This window comes from Hymenobacter pini, from assembly GCF_020421205.1.
Taxonomy (GTDB): Bacteria; Bacteroidota; Bacteroidia; order Cytophagales; family Hymenobacteraceae; genus Hymenobacter; species Hymenobacter pini.
This window is the reverse complement of sequence record NZ_JAIZZH010000001.1, coordinates 835310-850943: the sequence shown is the minus strand read 5'-3', so window position 1 is coordinate 850943 and position 15634 is coordinate 835310. Positions and strand designations below refer to the sequence as shown.

Annotated in this window: 12 protein-coding genes; 7 read left to right on the top strand and 5 right to left on the bottom strand. The window is 59.5% G+C overall.

From position 1 onward, the window contains the following. The first annotated feature begins 123 nt into the window (after positions 1–123). The 3 genes from LF252_RS03590 to lysA all read left to right on the top strand — a co-directional run bounded on the left by LF252_RS03590 (position 124) and on the right by lysA (position 2959). On the top strand, positions 124–276 hold the full coding sequence (locus LF252_RS03590) for a hypothetical protein (RefSeq protein WP_226267646.1): 153 nt from the start codon (positions 124–126) through the stop codon (positions 274–276). A gap of 148 nt (positions 277–424) precedes the next feature. Continuing rightward, positions 425–1762 carry an aspartate kinase gene (locus LF252_RS03585; RefSeq protein WP_226267644.1) on the top strand — a complete coding sequence of 446 codons (1338 nt, stop codon included), beginning with the start codon at positions 425–427 and terminating at the stop codon, positions 1760–1762. A 54-nt stretch (positions 1763–1816) separates the two neighbouring features. Further along, complete coding sequence (gene lysA / locus LF252_RS03580; RefSeq protein WP_226267642.1) at positions 1817–2959, top strand: diaminopimelate decarboxylase; 1143 nt, start codon at positions 1817–1819, stop codon at positions 2957–2959. A 273-nt stretch (positions 2960–3232) separates the two neighbouring features. On the opposite strand, the gene LF252_RS03575 is transcribed toward lysA, so the two are convergent. Then, entirely contained in the window at positions 3233–4885 is a 1653-nt protein-coding gene (locus LF252_RS03575; RefSeq protein ID WP_226267640.1) for an ArnT family glycosyltransferase, read from the bottom strand. A 103-nt stretch (positions 4886–4988) separates the two neighbouring features. After that, a complete protein-coding gene (locus LF252_RS03570; protein WP_226267638.1) occupies positions 4989–5540 on the bottom strand; it encodes a hypothetical protein in 552 nt (183 codons plus the stop codon). A 78-nt stretch (positions 5541–5618) separates the two neighbouring features. Between LF252_RS03570 and LF252_RS03565 the strand changes: the two genes are divergently transcribed. From LF252_RS03565 to LF252_RS03550, 4 genes are all read left to right on the top strand, one after another. Further along, a complete protein-coding gene (locus tag LF252_RS03565) occupies positions 5619–6221 on the top strand; it encodes a sce7726 family protein (protein WP_226267636.1) in 603 nt (200 codons plus the stop codon). A 157-nt stretch (positions 6222–6378) separates the two neighbouring features. Then, positions 6379–8457 (top strand): T9SS type B sorting domain-containing protein, encoded by a 2079-nt coding sequence (locus LF252_RS03560; protein WP_226267634.1) that lies wholly within the window; start codon positions 6379–6381, stop codon positions 8455–8457. A gap of 92 nt (positions 8458–8549) precedes the next feature. Continuing rightward, the gene (locus LF252_RS03555; protein ID WP_226267632.1) at positions 8550–10064 is read left to right on the top strand and encodes an SDR family oxidoreductase; all 1515 of its coding nucleotides are present in this window, start codon (positions 8550–8552) and stop codon (positions 10062–10064) included. Positions 10065–10405: 341 nt separating this feature from the next. Beyond that, on the top strand, positions 10406–12256 hold the full coding sequence (locus LF252_RS03550) for a prolipoprotein diacylglyceryl transferase family protein (RefSeq protein WP_226267630.1): 1851 nt from the start codon (positions 10406–10408) through the stop codon (positions 12254–12256). 94 nt (positions 12257–12350) lie between these two features. Here the strand turns inward: LF252_RS03550 and LF252_RS03545 are convergent, their stop codons facing one another. From LF252_RS03545 to LF252_RS03535, 3 genes are all read right to left on the bottom strand, one after another. Continuing rightward, complete coding sequence (locus LF252_RS03545) at positions 12351–13892, bottom strand: aldehyde dehydrogenase family protein (protein ID WP_226267628.1); 1542 nt, start codon at positions 13890–13892, stop codon at positions 12351–12353. 121 nt (positions 13893–14013) lie between these two features. Further along, positions 14014–15024: a class 1 fructose-bisphosphatase gene (fbp, locus tag LF252_RS03540; protein WP_226267626.1), complete on the bottom strand. Its 1011-nt coding sequence runs from the start codon at positions 15022–15024 to the stop codon at positions 14014–14016. Between the two features lie 118 nt (positions 15025–15142). After that, positions 15143–15619 carry a nuclear transport factor 2 family protein gene (locus tag LF252_RS03535; protein WP_226267615.1) on the bottom strand — a complete coding sequence of 159 codons (477 nt, stop codon included), beginning with the start codon at positions 15617–15619 and terminating at the stop codon, positions 15143–15145. Positions 15620–15634 lie beyond the last annotated feature (15 nt).

The window sequence follows — 15634 nt, the reverse complement described above, 5'->3', positions numbered from 1 at the left end:
TAACTCCAAGCACGAAAATTGGACTTACCAAAGTAGCTGCGCTTGGAATATTGTTTTCTGCATCCGTACTTGCGGCCGCAAAACGGCGGAATATTTTCTTTTCCGCCATTGCTCTCATCTGCTATGCTCGTTTCGGCTGTTTCGTATGCTTCTTCTGCTTCACTGGCTTGGGCCGGTGCGGAGATGGTGTGCCACATGCCGAAGGGTGGCAAACGGGCTGGCCTGACCCTGGGCCTGCTGATGAGCAAGAAATCGAAGAAACGCAACCCGACCTGACCGTCGCAACCGTTCGTCGTACCTCTACCACTGAACTTCCAAGCGCCGGTCCTGCCAAGGGTCGGCGCTTCTTTTTTGACCTGATGTTTCACGTTGCCCGCAACCTAGCGGGCGCATTTCCCGACTCTCCGATTCGGTTTCCAGCACTATGAAAGTTCTCAAGTTTGGCGGTACGTCCGTCGGGTCGGCGCAACGGATGCGCGAAGTAGCCGAGCTTATTCACGCCCCCCACCTGCAGCGGCGCATCGTGGTGCTGTCGGCCATGAGCGGCACTACCAATGCGCTGGTGGAAATCAGCCAGCTGCTGTACGCCGACGACGCGGCCACCGCCACGGCCCGCATCGAGGCCCTGCGCCAACGCTACCACGAAGTAGCCCGCGAGCTACTGCCCGAGCCAGCCGTAGCCGAGCAGGCTATCCAGGACCTCAACCAGAACTTTGACACCCTGCAGGGCCTAACGGCGGCCCCCCTGTCCGGCGACGGAGAACGAGTGATTCTGGCCCAGGGCGAGCTGCTGAGCACCCTGCTGGTGCACCGCTACGTAACCCAGGTGCTGGGCCGCCCGGCCGTGCTGCTACCCGCCCTCGATTTTATGCGCCTCGACGTGGACGAAGAACCCGACGCGGACTACATTCAGGAGCACCTGGCCGCCACGCTGGCCCCACACGCCGCCCAACAGCTATTCATCACCCAGGGTTACATCTGCCGGAGCGCCCAGGGCTCTATTGACAACCTCAAGCGCGGGGGTTCCGATTACTCCGCCTCGCTGATTGGAGCCGCCGTGCGGGCTGAGGAAATTCAGATCTGGACCGATATTGACGGGCTGCACAACAACGACCCGCGGGTGGTAAAGGGTACTTACCCTATCCGGGAATTATCGTTCGATGAGGCGGCGGAGCTGGCCTATTTCGGGGCGAAGATTCTGCACCCCAGCTCTATTCTGCCGGCGGCCAAGCACGGCATTCCGGTGCGCCTGCTCAACACCATGCAGCCCGAAGCACCCGGCACCATCATTTCCAGCCGCACCGGAGCCGAGGCCATCAAGGCCGTGGCCGCCAAGGATGGTATTACGGCCATCAACGTGAAATCCAGCCGCATGCTGCTGGCCCACGGCTTCCTGCGCAGCCTGTTTGAGATTTTCGAGCGGTACCGCACCTCCATCGACATGATTACCACCTCCGAGGTAGCCGTGTCCCTGACCATCGACGACGCCACCCGCCTCCCGCAGATTCTGGCGGAGCTAGGCCGCTTCGGCTCAGTAGCCGTGGATGAAAACCAGAGCATTATCTGCTTGGTGGGTAACCTGGAGCAGGATTCGCACGGGGCCGCCAACCGCGCCTTTGCCGCTCTCAAGGACATTCCGGTGCGCATGATCAGCTACGGCGGCTCGCCCAACAACATCAGCATTCTGGTGAGCACCGACGACAAAACCCGCGCCCTCCAGGCCCTGAACGAAGGCCTGTTTACTTCAGCTAATAACCAATAGCTGTTGGCTATTAACTTTCGTTCAACCCATTAGCAGCCAACCGCTTTCCAATTCATGTCTTTTCAACTTCCGGCCGAGCTTGCCCAGCAGCCGACACCTTTTTACTACTACGACCTGCAGCTGCTGGACCAGACGCTGGCGGCCCTGACGGCAGCGGCCCGGCCCGGCAACTTTCAGGTGCATTACGCCCTCAAGGCCAACTCCAATCTGCCCATTTTGCAGCGCATTCAGGCCGCCGGGCTGGGGGCCGACTGCGTGAGCGGGGGCGAAGTACAACGAGCCCTCGAAGCCGGGTTTGCCGCCGACCACGTGGTGTTTGCCGGCGTGGGCAAGTCGGATGCGGAGATTAACCGGGCCCTGGCCGCCGATATTTTCTGCTTCAATGCTGAATCAGTACCAGAGCTGCGGGTGCTGAACGAGCTGGCTGGGGCCCAGGGCCGCACGGCCCGGGTGGCGTTGCGCATCAACCCCAACGTGGATGCCCATACCCACGCCTACATCACCACCGGCCTGGAAGCCAATAAGTTCGGTATCAGCCTGCAGGATCTGGGTGGCGTTATCGACAGCCTCGACAGCCTGCCGCACGTGGAGCTGATTGGATTGCACGCCCATATCGGCTCCCAGATCACCAACCTGACGGTGTTTGCCGACCTCAGCCGCAAACTCAACGAGCTGCAAACCTGGCTGGAAGGCCGGGGCCACCACCTGCCCCACCTCAACGTGGGCGGCGGCCTGGGCATCAACTACCAGGACCCCGACGGGCACTTGGTGCCGGATTTTGCAACCTACTTCGGCATGTTTGAGCAGCACCTGCAGCGGCGGCCGGGGCAGCAAGTACACGTGGAGCTGGGCCGGGCCGTGGTGGCGCAGTGCGGTACCCTGGTGAGCCGGGTGCTGTATGTGAAGGAAAGCCAGCAGGTGCGCTTCGCCATTCTGGATGCGGGCATGACGGAGCTAATCCGACCCGCGCTGTACGGCAGCCACCACCACATCCAGAACCTGAGCAGCCAGGGCGAGTTCCGGCCCTACGACGTGGTAGGCCCCATCTGCGAGTCGTCGGACACCTTTGCCAAGGGCGTGCTGCTACCCGAAACCCAGCGCGGCGACCTGGTGGCTATCCGCTCGGCGGGGGCGTACGGGGAGGTAATGGCTTCGGGCTACAACCTGCGCGAGAAGGCGGCGGCCGTGTACCGGTAAGCAGCACGTATCCTTCACCGGTTGAAAAGCCGCATTGGCTTGGCAGAAGTACCCGTTGGGCAAAACTTCCGGCACGGCAGCAGGCGGCTCCCCTATCTTTGTTTCAATATCATACGGCGCTGGAAAGATGAATTGGAAAGGAACATCTTTCGCAGTGAAGCGTTGCGGTTGACGCAGGAGTAGGGTGGATATTATAAAGATTGCGCACCGCAACCCCGTTGAGAAAAAGCCGCTGCCTCTGGCAGCGGCTTTTCTGTTTTCAGTCCCGGCTGGTTACCACCAAATGGTCCACTTACCCAGCTGCCGCTGCTGCCGGAAATACCGCAGCATCCAGCGCCGCTCGGGCTTTAGCTCGCCTTTGGCCAGCAGCACCGGGTGTTGCAGCAACAGTGCCCCCAGCGTGGACTCCTGCGTGGAGTCCTGCAGGTAAATAAGCTGCCGCCGCCAGGCATCGTTGGGTTGAAACTGCGTTTCCCGGTTCAGGCTGGCATTACCATCATTCAGAGAAACCGGCAGCTGGCCCAGTTCAAAGGCCAATGAGGGCAGCAACTCATTGTACACCAGCACTGGCCGGCCCGTGAGGTGCTGACTCCGGATGAACTCGGCCAGCGGGCGGCTGCCGTTGAAGGCCAGCTCATTCTGCTGCATGATGGGCTTGGCCGAGAGCAGCAGAAACGCCGTAAACAACGCGGTAGCCACCAGCAGCCGCGGCGCAATGCGCACCTGGTTCCAGAGCGTGAGCGTGAGCACCAGCGTAATTACCCCGGCCGCCGGCCAAATGGCCGTGAGCGGCTTCACCTCAATACCCAACGGCAGCACCGTGGCGAAAATGGGCAGCAGGCACAATGCGCCCAGCAACAGCCCATAAAATGCCACCATGCCCACGTACCAACGGTGCAGCACGGCCTCGGTGCAGCGGCCCAGGTAGTACACTGAGAGCAGCACTACGCCCGGGAAAATGGGCAGCACGTACAGCAGCAGCTTGGATTTGGACAGGGAGAAGAACAGCAGCGGCACCAGCACCCAGAAAACAAGCACGTTGCGCCACTCCCGCGGCACCGAGTTCCAGGGCGTGCGCACGGCCCGCACCACCAACGCCACGGCCCAGGGCAGACTGGTAGCCGGGGCCAGCACCAGGTAAAACCACCACGGCTTGCTGCGGTTGAAGGTAGCCGCGTTGGCAAACCGCTCTACGGTGTGCTCCACCAGGAAATACCGCACGAAGGCGGGGTTTTCGGCCATCAGGTACAGGTACCAGCTCAGGCCTACCAGCACAAACAGCCCAAAGCCCAGCCAATGATGCACCGTGAACGGCCGGCGCGGCTGGCCCTGCCGGAAGTAGTGGCCGATAACCGCCATCAGCGGCAAAATGAACCCCACCGGCCCCTTCGTCAGGAAGGCCAGCCCCAGCCCCACCCAGAACAGGTACAGCCACCGCGCCCCGCCCTGGTGATAATAGCGCAGAATGCCGTAGGTAGCCGCCAGTTCCAGGGTGGCCAGGTACGCATCGGTCGTAACATTCAGGGCCGAAATGAGTATCACCGGCAGCGTGCCGTAGATGACCGCCGCCGCCAGGGCCCGGGCCTGATCCTGCCGGAACAGCAGCAGCCCCAGCCCATACACCAGCACCACCTGCAGCAGCACCGCCAGTACCGGCAGCACCCGCACGCCCAGCGTATTCTCGCCGAAAAGACCCAGCCCGGCCGCTGTGAGCCAGTATGTGAGGGGCGGCTTGTGGAAGTGGTAGATGCCCAGCAGCTGCGGATGCAGCCAGTCCTGGCCGGTGAGCATTTCCCGCCCGATTTCGGAGTAGCGGGCCTCGCTGCTTTCCAACGGGCCCCAACTGCCCAGCTGCGTTAGGAAGGCGGCGCCCAGCACCAGTACAAATATCCAGAGCCAGCGGCGCGAGGTCATGGGAAACGGCATAGCAGCAAAATTCAGCGGCAACGAGGTAAGCTGCCGCGAAGGTAGCCACAAAGCCCAGCTAGTCCGTCTCGGCGGGACTGGCGGGTTGTATACATGCTATGCCTTACTTCAACGCAACGCTTTCTATGACATCCCAACCCAAAAACCCTCGTTTCACCTTCAATACAGTAAATTTCTTTTTCGCAACTTCATCTAAACTATAATCATATACTAATAAATTCTTTTTGCAACCACGGTTATTTATCAAAACAGCTGGTAATGACTTCGTTTTAGCCACTGTTATCATATACACCTTGTGTATTTTAAAGACTTTCATGTGATGCGTATTATCTACTAGCAAATAATTCATCAGTAGCAACACACCCAACACAATGAAATAGAACGGAATACCTATAAAACCTAAAATCAGTCTATTTTCAGCTAAATGACAGACATAATTTACACACAAACCCAATATAAATACCACCAATGGATTAATTGCATAAAGCATTAAACCACTCCCAAACAACCAATCTAAAATATCATAATCAAAATCAAGCAAAGTTCTTTTCTCAATTGAATTTACGCCAAGCACCAGCACGCATACCAACATGTATAATGCATATTGCACCAGCTTACGATTATTTGCATAATACGAATCAATCCAGTTTTCCATAACCCAAAGTAGCGCATAAATATGTGTTGTTTTTAGAGTTCCTGAACTTTACACCAGCATTTTTGGCTATCTGAGTGCATGAACGACCCCGAAATTCGAACCTTACTGTACCCGCTGCTGCAGGGCGGCGTGTACGTGGATGAGCTGCCCACTGGCACCACCCGCGCCGATGTGGTGCACATTACGGAGCAGTTCATGCACGGCTACGAGCTGAAAGGCGACGCAGACACCCTGCAGCGCGTGGCCCGGCAGCTGCCCTGCTACAGCCAGGCCTATGATTTCGTCACGTTCGTCGTCACTGAAAAGCACTTGCCCAAGCTGCTTATCCAAGTGCCCGAGTGGGTAGGCGTGCTGGTAGCCTCGCCGGGAAACCTGCATCTGCACCGCCCAGCCCTCTACAACGCCACTGTGGAGCGGCCCGCCGTGGCGGCCCTGCTGCGGGTGGAAGAAATAAAGCAATACCTGCTGGCCCGGGGCCTGCCCGGCGTGAGCACCCTACGCCGCCGCGACATCCTGAGCTTTCTGCGTACTACCCGCCTGGTACCCCTCTCCGATCTGGCCCACTTTGTACGCCGCCAATTGATGGGCCGCATGGACGAGCGGCTCCTCATGCGGGCCGAGCGCAAAGCCGAGCGGGAACGGCGGGCCCGGGTGCGCCGAAAAAAACGCCCCCGCAAGTAATCAACAGATGGCTACAGCGCTAGCTCGCCACGGTGCATGTGTGCTTATTTACGTCCCGGAATTTGTATCACTACTCAATACTCCGGGCCCGACTTTTGCACGAAGCGCGCCCGGCGAAGTCTCGCCCTGCCCTTCCTGTATTTAGCTAGCTGTATTTGTGAGAAAACTACTATCCGCCGTTGCGGCCGGCCTATTGGTCAGCGTGCTTTTATTGGGCATAACGACTAGGGTATCGGCCCAGCCAGAAGCTTACAACTGGAAATTCGGGGAGCAGTCGGGCCTTCAGTTTCCGGCGGGTGCGGCCCCGGTTATGTCGCCGGGGGCAATGGTCACCTACGAGGGTTGTGCCAGCATCTCCGACGCCGAGGGAGTGCTGCAATGCTACGCCAACACGGAAACCGTGTGGGACCGAAACGGAGCCGTTATGCCCAACGGCCGCCTCACGGGTAGCCATTCCTCCACTACCCAAGGCGTACTACTAGTGCGGGGCCCGGGGCAGGCCAGGTGGTACTACCTGTTTACGGTGGACGCGCTGGAAAACAACCTAAGCGGCGGGCTACGCTATTCCGTTGTGGATATGAGCCTGCGCGGAGGCTTGGGCGACGTACAAGCCACCAATTCCCGACCGTTGCCGGTGCCGGGCAACGGGCTGGTTGCCGAGAAGCTCACCGCCATCCGCCACGCCAACAACCGTGACTACTGGATTGTGGTGCATGGCTGGAATAATAATTTCTTTTACGCCTATTTACTTAACGGCCAAGGCATTTCTACTACCCCGGTTGTCTCGGCTATTGGCTCGGTACACAGCCTGGTGGGTGGGCCGCTTAGCGCCCTGGGCTACCTGCGGGCCTCACCCAACAGCCGGCGGCTGGCCTCGGCCCAGATGCGGCCGGGCGGTGTTGAGCTGTTTGATTTTAACCCAGCTACTGGACAGGTAGTGGCTACGCGCAACCTACCGCCTGTGGGAGTAAGTCCCTATGGCTTGGAATTTTCGGCGGATAATAGCAAACTATACATTGGGGACGACCGTCTGATTCATCAGGTAGACATTACCAACAATCTGTTCATCAGCACCCTGCCTATACCAAGCAATCGGGTTTACGCCCTGCAGCGGGGCCCCGACGGCCGCATCTACGTGGCATTGGCTGGCACGCCACTGCTGGGGGTTATTCAGCAGCCCAACACGGCCGGCCCGGCCTGCACGCTGGATGCCCAGGGGTTTACGCTCAGCACGGGACGTGTTACGGGTGGTTTACCCAACTTTCCCAATGCGTTTGCCCCGGCTTTGCTTATCAATCCGGTTACGGCGGGTTGCCCCGGCAGCGTGGTCGAATTTAGTACCTCTGCTGTGCCTCCAGCCGGGGGCGTTTTTACCTGGATATTCGATGATCCAGCCTCGGGGGCGGCCAACAACGCCACCGGGCCCACGGCTACGCACCGCTATACCAAAGGCGGCACCTACACCATTACGCTGACGCTCACAGCCCCGGGACCGATATTTGAATCAACCCAACGCACCATTACAGTGCCGGATGCGCCTGGTTTTAGTCTGGGCCCACGCCAGCAGTTGCTGTGCCAGGGCCAGGCCCTGACACTGAGTGCGGGCACGGTACCGGCAGGCACTATCTTTCGCTGGCAGGATGGTAGCGCCTCGCCCACTTATGTAGTGCACACTCCGGGCCGGTATAGCCTGCAGCTTACTTTGCCCCAAGGGTGCTCCACCCGCGACTCGGTAGAGGTACTGGCAGCCGATGTTCCGGTGGTCCGGCTCGGCCGCGACACCACGCTCTGCGGTGGCTGGCAGTCAGTAGGGCTGCGTGCCAACCCTCAACCCAGTGGCAGCACCTATCAGTGGCAGGATGGGGCTACTACTGCTGAGTATACTGCCCGACAGCCGGGTGTGTACTGGTTGGAAGTACGCAACCAAGCCGGCTGCACCACCCGCGACACGGTAATTATCAGCAGCGCTGCCACCGGAAACTGCCCTACGGTCACTATTCCCAACGTCATCACTCCTAACAACGACCAGCGCAACGATTTTTTTGTACTGCAGGGGCTTACGGCCTCGGAGTGGGACATCACCATTTACTCCCGATGGGGGCAGCCCGTTTATCAGCAAACGAGTTACACCAACTCTTGGGCAGCACTTGGGCAGCCGGCCGGAACATATTTCTATTTGCTACGCAACCCTGTCACCCACCAACAGCTACGGGGCTGGATTGAAGTAATTCGGTAAAATTAGCAGCCTCTCACCGTAACCTAAGGCAGCCAGTACAACCTCCTTGCTACCTGAGCAGTTAGACAAAAGTACACTGTCTGGAAGCTGCCATGAAGATTCTGCTCACCGGGGCCAATGGCTACATTGGCCAGCGCCTGCTACCGCTGCTGGTGGAGGCCGGCCACCACGTTACCTGCCTCGTGCGCGACGCCCGCCGCTTCGAGCTACCCGAAAGCCTGCGCAGCCGCATCACGGTGGCTGAGGGCGACCTGCTCAAGCCCGATTCACTGGTTGATTTGCCCTTGGATATTGACGCCGCGTATTACTTGGTGCATTCCATGAGCGGGCACAATAAGGATTTCTTCCGACTGGAGCAGCAGTCAGCCCGCAATTTCACGGCCTACATCAACCGCACTGGCTGCCGGCAGATTATTTACCTCTCGGGTATTGCCAACGACCGGGCCCTGAGTGTACACCTTCGCTCCCGTAAAGCCGTGGAAAAAGCGCTACGCAAAGCCACCTCTGCCCAGCTCACGGTACTGCGGGCCAGCATTATCATTGGGTCGGGCTCGGCCTCGTTTGAGATTATCCGAGACCTAGTGGAGAAGCTGCCCGTGATGATTACGCCGCGCTGGCTGAACTCCCGGTGCCAGCCCATTGGCATTCGCGACGTGATGCACTACCTCACCCACGTGCTCGATAACCCAGCCTGCCTGGGCCAGTCGTTTGATATTGGCGGGCCCGATGTATTGACCTACCGTGAAATGCTGCTGAAGCTGGCCGCCGCGCGTGGGCTCAAGCGGTACATCATCACGGTACCGGTGCTCACGCCCCGGCTGTCGTCATGGTGGCTGTATCTGGTTACCAGCACCACGTTTTCCCTGGCCCAGAGTCTGGTGGAAAGCCTACGCAACGATACTGTGGCTGACCCGCGCCGCAGCATTGCCGAGGCTGTGCCGCACGCCTGCATGCCCTACCGCGCCGCCGTGGAGCTGGCTTTCCAGCGCATTGAGCAAAACGAGGTGGTTAGCAGTTGGAGCGACGCACTGAGCAGCGGCGTGATGCCGCGCAACTACATGGACCACATCCAGATTCCACAGCACGGCTTGCTTACCGACCGCCAGACGTTGCGCTTTACCCGACCGCCCCGGGAGGTGCTGCAGAACATCTGGAGCATTGGCGGGGACCGGGGCTGGTATAAGGTGGATTGGCTCTGGCGGATTCGGGGGCTACTGGACAAGTTGGTGGGCGGCGTGGGTTTGCGCCGGGGCCGCCGCTCCCCCACCGACCTGCGCACCGGCGACCCGCTGGATTTCTGGCGGGTGCTGGTAGCGGACCGCGCCAGCCGCCGTCTGTTGCTCTACGCCGAAATGAAATTACCCGGTGAGGCCTGGCTGCAGTTCCGCATCTTACCCAATGAAGATGGTACCCATACCCTGGAACAGCTGGCCGCCTTCCGGCCTCATGGCCTCGCGGGGCGGCTGTATTGGTACTCGTTGGTTCCCTTTCACTTTATCATCTTCAAAGGCATGATTGAGAATATTGTGCAGTATGGCACTGCGGCGAATCCGCAGCCCGCTACCAGTACGCCCGCAACGCACGTACGGGGTACTGCTGCACCATAGTAGGCTACTTACAGTGCAGATTATCATCAAAATCACACAATTTCAAAATCATATTTTACTTATATCAACGCTATGATTTTCAACAGCATATATATGTATTTTTCTCTCTGCAAAGTCTGAAGTAGCTGTAAGTTCGTTGTCGTTTGGCAGTGGGTGAAAACTACCTTTCAACCAGTTATTCACCCTCTCTATTGCTGTGCCGGGTCACACCGCCCTCCTTTAGCCGACTGGTTGTTACCTCTGTATCCAGCCGCTCCTGCATACCTGCTTATGGTAGATGGGAGCGGCTTTTTTACTGACATTTCCAGTCCAGAAGCGGCCTTTCATTTACCAACTACGCAATGAATTTTCTATCCGCTTATCCCGCCTTGCAATGGGCTGTGCCGGCCTCCGCTCACGCCCATTATTACACCACGTTTTATGTGCTGGCCTTTGGCCTGAACCTTCTACTGTTGCTGCGGGAAGGCTGGCGGCGCGGATATGCCATGCGCTCCTGGCTGGTAGTGCTGGCCTCCTCCACCCTAGCCTTCATTCTCGGAACCAAGCTGCTCGCCTTTTCCGGGGCTGAGTGGCAACAGCTACTGACTACTGGACAATGGCCCGCGGCGGGGGCCCGCACCGTGCTGGGTGGGGCCATCAGTGGCACGCTCGTGCTGCTGGCGTTGCGCAAGCCGTTTGGATTTAGCTGGCACATGTTCGATGCGTTTGCCCTGCCCATGTGCGTGGCCCTGACTATTCAGTGCGTGGGCTGTGTGCTGACGGGGTGCTGCTTTGGGGAACTGACCGATGGCAGCTGGGGCCTGACCTACGGGCCAGGCACCTGGCCGTACGTGGCGCAGGCCATGCGCGGCGCTATTCCACTGGACGCTACTCATTCGTTACCGGTGCACCCTACCCAGCTGTACACCTTGCTATTGTGTGCTGGCGTAGGCATTTTGTTGGTGTTCACGCGCCATAAGCTCTGGCCGGGCGGCAGCCGCAACCTGCTGCACCTGGGGCTGCTGCTGGCTGGGCGCTGGCTTATTGAGTTTTGGCGCGACCCGGCCAGCGAGCCGGTGGGCGGAGCCCTGCACGAGCACGCCGGCCTGGTAATGAACCAGCTGCAATGGGTGCTGTTGATGGTAACGCCGCTGGTGTTGGGTTTCTGGCTGTGGCGGGTCCGGCAGCGGCCAACTACTGGCAACCAGTACGAGAATCTGCCCTCCACGAAGCCCACGCTCAACCTGTTGTTGGTGGCCTTGCTGCTGCTGATTACGGCATGGCTTGGCGGCACTGCGCTGGCCCGCCCCGAAGTACTGGTAATGAAAGCCCTGCTGCTAGCGTTGTTGACGCTGGAAGCCGGAGCCGCTCTGCAGGGCTCAGCCCGGCAGCTGCAACCTGGCCGTGTGGCTTTGCCGCTGGTGCTGGCCAGCGGCGTGTTTCTGCTCACCAGCCAGGTGCCGCTTGATTCTACTACCACCACGCTGGAAATTACGGCCGGAGCCGGTAACGGCACCTATTTTGAGGACGTGGAAGAAGGCGGCGGCGGATGCTCCGGCCCCGTCACCCGCACTACCTACGACCACCGATACGTCGTGCGGGGCGGCACCGTGGAACTGCACAAGGATAACGCCCATCATACCACTTTCGGGGTGGGCGTGTGGCGAGGCCAGGACAAAATTCACTACCAGGCTATTGACCCCATTACGGGCACATTGCTGAGTGAGACGGACAGCACCCACCGGCTGTTCAGCATCAACCCATATGCTGAGTGGAGCACCGAAGTGCACCCTGGGAAGTTTGGCCTCGGCTACCGGGCGGGGCTGCATGTGGGGCGCTTGCGCCATCAGGGCCAGCAGAGTGACATCAAAAACACTGATTTTCGGAACGTGACTCTCGACTTAGGTGCATGGATTGGGGTTCGGGAAAAGCTCTACCTGCAGGCTGACGTGAACCGGGGCGGCCTGGGCGTAGGCAACCCAACCGCCCGACTGGGCTTAGGCTCGGGCCTGGGCAGGCTGGATGGCCGTCATGTGCTGATGGGAATGGCCTTTGCTAAAAATCAGCCTGACGCTGGTATGGGCTTCGTCAGCGCCGACTTACGGCTGGGCCGGACCGGATTCACGCTCTACCCCTACGCCGCCACCAACTTTGCCCGTCTGCACCAACTGAACCTACGCGTGGGCTACCGGATTCCGCTGAAGAAAAAGTAAGGTTTATTCCGCCCGAAACAACAGTATAAAACCACAGCTCCCCGCTAAACCATGTTTAGCGGAGAGCTGTGGATATTTAACAAAAGAAGTCCGCTTAGATTTTCTCAGGCAGCAGGGTAGCCTCGGGGAAGTTGCCCAGCACCGGTTTGTCGCCCTCGGTTACGGCTTCTACCAACAGGTTGCCACCCACGAAGGCCCCTTTCCACGATTCACCCAGGCCCCCAAATACCTCTTCCCGGTCGCCGCGGGAGCGGAGCTTGTTGATGCCCATTTTGAAGGCGCGCACTTCTTTGGCGGTGCGAGCCGCCCACTTCTCATCATCCGACGCTAGGGCCCCTACCAGAGCCCCGTTGCTGATGTTCATTTCGCCCACCAGTTCCTCCACTCGGTCCACCAGCACAATGCTGTCGATGGGGCCGAAGGGCTCTTTGAAGTACAGCTCACTTTGGCGCGGCAGGTTCACCAAGGCCCGGGGGGCGCGGTAGGCCGAGCGGTCCTGACCGGGCAGGAACAGGCTATCATCCAGCTTGCCTTCGTAGATGGGCGTGGCACCGGTTTTCAGCGCGTCGGCGTAGAGGCGGTCCAGGTCTTCGGCCTGGGCTTTGTTGATAACGGGGCCAAACGCCAGGTCGGGCAGCTTATCATCAGCGGAATCAACCAGCGTGGGGTTACCAATTTTGAGGCCTTTGATGGTGTTCCAGTAGGTTTCCACAAACTGCGGGAACAAGCGCCGCTCCACCACGAAGCGCACGTAGGCAGTGCAACGCTGCTTGCCGTAGTCGTAGCCCTTTTTAAGTTGGTCAGAGAGGCCGTCCCAGTCACTGAAGTTCCAGATGCCGTAGGTGTTCACGCCTTCCATTTCCAGCATGTAGCGTTTGTGCTCCTGCGAGAGGGCATCGGCAATGTTGCGGCCGTTGTAGCGGCCGCCCACGAATGAGAGGCAATCCACGGCCTCATTTTTCACCAGCACGTCGCTCAGCTCCCCACCCGAGCCGCTCACCAGCGTAACGGGCAGGCCGCAACGGCGGGCAATGGCGAAGGTCAGGCTGAGGGAAATAAACCCGCCATCGGTGGGCGTTTTGGCAATAACGGCGTTGCCGCACAGCACCTGCACCAGCACCGCGTGCAGCAGCACCGACATGGGGTAGTTCCAGGAGGCAATGTTGCTCACCAAGCCCAGGGGCTTGCGCTGGCCCAGCATGCCTTCAATGTTGTCCACGTACCACTGTACGCCCTCAATGGCGCGGTCAATGTCGGTGAAGCCCAGCTTGTAGGTCTTGCCGATTTCCCACATTAGCAGCTTGCCAATCAGCTCCACGTTGTCGCGCAGCTGGTTGAGGCAGTCCTGCACCCGGCGCTTACGCTCATCCAGGTCCACGCGGGCCCAGTCGGCGGCTTCCTTTTTGGCGGCCTGCACGGCGCGCAGGGCCACTTCGCGGCTAAGCATGGGCAGGCTGCCGATTTCGGAGCCATCAATGGGTGAGGTGAACGGGCGGGGCGTGCCGGGCTCCTGCCAGCGGCCTTCTAGCAAATTCAGGTAGCCGTTGCCGTCGGCCGTGAAGATTTCGGGCGTGACGTTTTTGGTTTGTTGCAGCAGGAAGCCAAACTCAACCTGCGGAGAAACAATTTTTGCCATGAGGGAAGAGGTGTTGGGTTGCACAGGCTCCGGCCATAACCGGAGCATTGCGCGTCAAGGTACACGGTTCGGGCAATCTGCCTAAACCACATGCTTAAACTAGCTGGAATTTCTACGGGTTTTAGGCTGCTGGTTCCGCAGCAGCCAACAGCTTGGCTACCAGTTCCGGAGAACCCACAAATAATGGACTGCGTTGGTGAAAGTCAGTTGGCTCAATATCCAGCACCGGCCCGGTGCCGGTTTCGGCCCGGCCCCCGGCCTGCTCAATCAGGTAGGCCAGCGGGAAGGCTTCGTAGAGGATGCGCAGCTTGCCCTGGGGGTTCTTGCCGGTGGGCGGATACAGGTAAATGCCACCCGTGAGCAGGTTGCGGTGGTAATCGGCCACCAGGGAACCCACGTAGCGCCCGCTCTGGCCCTGGCGCTTGCACTCCGTGAGGTAATGGCGCACGTATTCGGGGTAATCAAACCAGTAGCCTTCGTTGCAGCTGAACACGTTGCCGCTGGCCGGGATGGTGATGCTGGGGTGCGAGAGGAAAAACTCCCCCAACGACTGCTCGTAGGTGAAGCCCGCCACGCCGTGGCCGGTGGTGTACACCAGCATAGTGCTGGAGCCGTACAGAATATAGCCCGCGGCCACCTGCCGCCGCCCACCCTGCAGAAAATCGGCGGCAGTGGCGGGCTCCCCCACCGGCGTTACGCGGCGGTAAATGCTGAAAATGGTGCCGATGCTGATGTTGACGTCGATGTTGCTGGAGCCGTCGAGCGGGTCGATGGCCACCACGTACTTGCCCTGGCAGTTGCCGGTGTGGATGATGTCGTCCTCCTCCTCGCTGAGCACGGCGCAGGCCTCGCCCCCATTGGTAAGAGCCCGGATGAAGCGGATATTGGCTTCCACATCCAGCTTCTGCTGGGCCTCGCCCTGCACGTTCTGTTGGCCCATGGCCCCGATGATGCTGGTGAGGCCCGCCCGGTTCACTTCCCGGTTCACGATTTTGCCGGCCAACGCAATGTCACGCAGCAACTGGCTCAACTCGCCGGTGGCAAACGGAAACTCGGCCTGTTTGCGCATGATATAGCGCTCCAGGGTAGTGCCCACCGGCTGGGCAATGCGGTTTTCAACAGACAAATTCATAGCACGAATAGGGACAGAGGAGCCCGCAGAATGCGCGCGGGTGCATTCCGGGTGGAGGGTAATTGAATGAGTGAGTTGCTTGCGCCGGACTGCGGCCCCAAACGCTACGGGTACGTTTTTAGCTTTTGGCGTCGGGCTGTTTTTGGCTTTGCCAGAGCACCACCTGCCAGCCTTTTTTGGCGTCTTTCACCTGTACCACCACGTACTTGAGGTGGGCTAGGTTGGGAGTGCCATCGGGTTTGTTGGGGAGGGTGATGGTGATGGTGCCGTTGACCACGGCCGTGCGGCCGTCGTTGTAGGCGCGCACATTCAGGGCTTCCACCTCAATCTTGTCGTACTGGCTTTTACCGTCCCGGATGCTCTGGATGTACTCCTGCTTGTTGTTCTGCTTGCCGTTGGAGTGGGTGTACACCAGGTCGTCGGCAAACACCCGTTCCAGCACGGCGTAGTCCTTTTTCACCTGGGCCTCGAAGCGCTGGCGCTCCAGCAGTTCCACCTCTTTGGCGGCGGTTTGGTCTTTCTTGGAAGCCTGCGCAACGGCACGCAGCGGCCCGGCCAGCCCCAGCAGGACCAGCAGTATCAGCAAGTTTTTCATGGTTGAGAGTCTGCT

Bases quoted from the DNA above. Each gene is read 5' to 3' on its own strand.
- LF252_RS03585 (WP_226267644.1), top strand. From the start codon at position 425: ATGAAAGTTCTCAAGTTTGGCGGTACGTCCGTCGGGTCGGCGCAACGG.
- LF252_RS03545 (WP_226267628.1), bottom strand. From the start codon at position 13,892: ATGGCAAAAATTGTTTCTCCGCAGGTTGAGTTTGGCTTCCTGCTGCAA.
- LF252_RS03555 (WP_226267632.1), top strand. From the start codon at position 8,550: ATGAAGATTCTGCTCACCGGGGCCAATGGCTACATTGGCCAGCGCCTG.
- fbp (WP_226267626.1), bottom strand. From the start codon at position 15,024: ATGAATTTGTCTGTTGAAAACCGCATTGCCCAGCCGGTGGGCACTACC.
- LF252_RS03565 (WP_226267636.1), top strand. From the start codon at position 5,619: ATGAACGACCCCGAAATTCGAACCTTACTGTACCCGCTGCTGCAGGGC.
- LF252_RS03575 (WP_226267640.1), bottom strand. From the start codon at position 4,885: ATGCCGTTTCCCATGACCTCGCGCCGCTGGCTCTGGATATTTGTACTG.
- LF252_RS03550 (WP_226267630.1), top strand. From the start codon at position 10,406: ATGAATTTTCTATCCGCTTATCCCGCCTTGCAATGGGCTGTGCCGGCC.
- lysA (WP_226267642.1), top strand. From the start codon at position 1,817: ATGTCTTTTCAACTTCCGGCCGAGCTTGCCCAGCAGCCGACACCTTTT.
- LF252_RS03535 (WP_226267615.1), bottom strand. From the start codon at position 15,619: ATGAAAAACTTGCTGATACTGCTGGTCCTGCTGGGGCTGGCCGGGCCG.
- LF252_RS03590 (WP_226267646.1), top strand. From the start codon at position 124: ATGCTCGTTTCGGCTGTTTCGTATGCTTCTTCTGCTTCACTGGCTTGG.
- LF252_RS03570 (WP_226267638.1), bottom strand. From the start codon at position 5,540: ATGGAAAACTGGATTGATTCGTATTATGCAAATAATCGTAAGCTGGTG.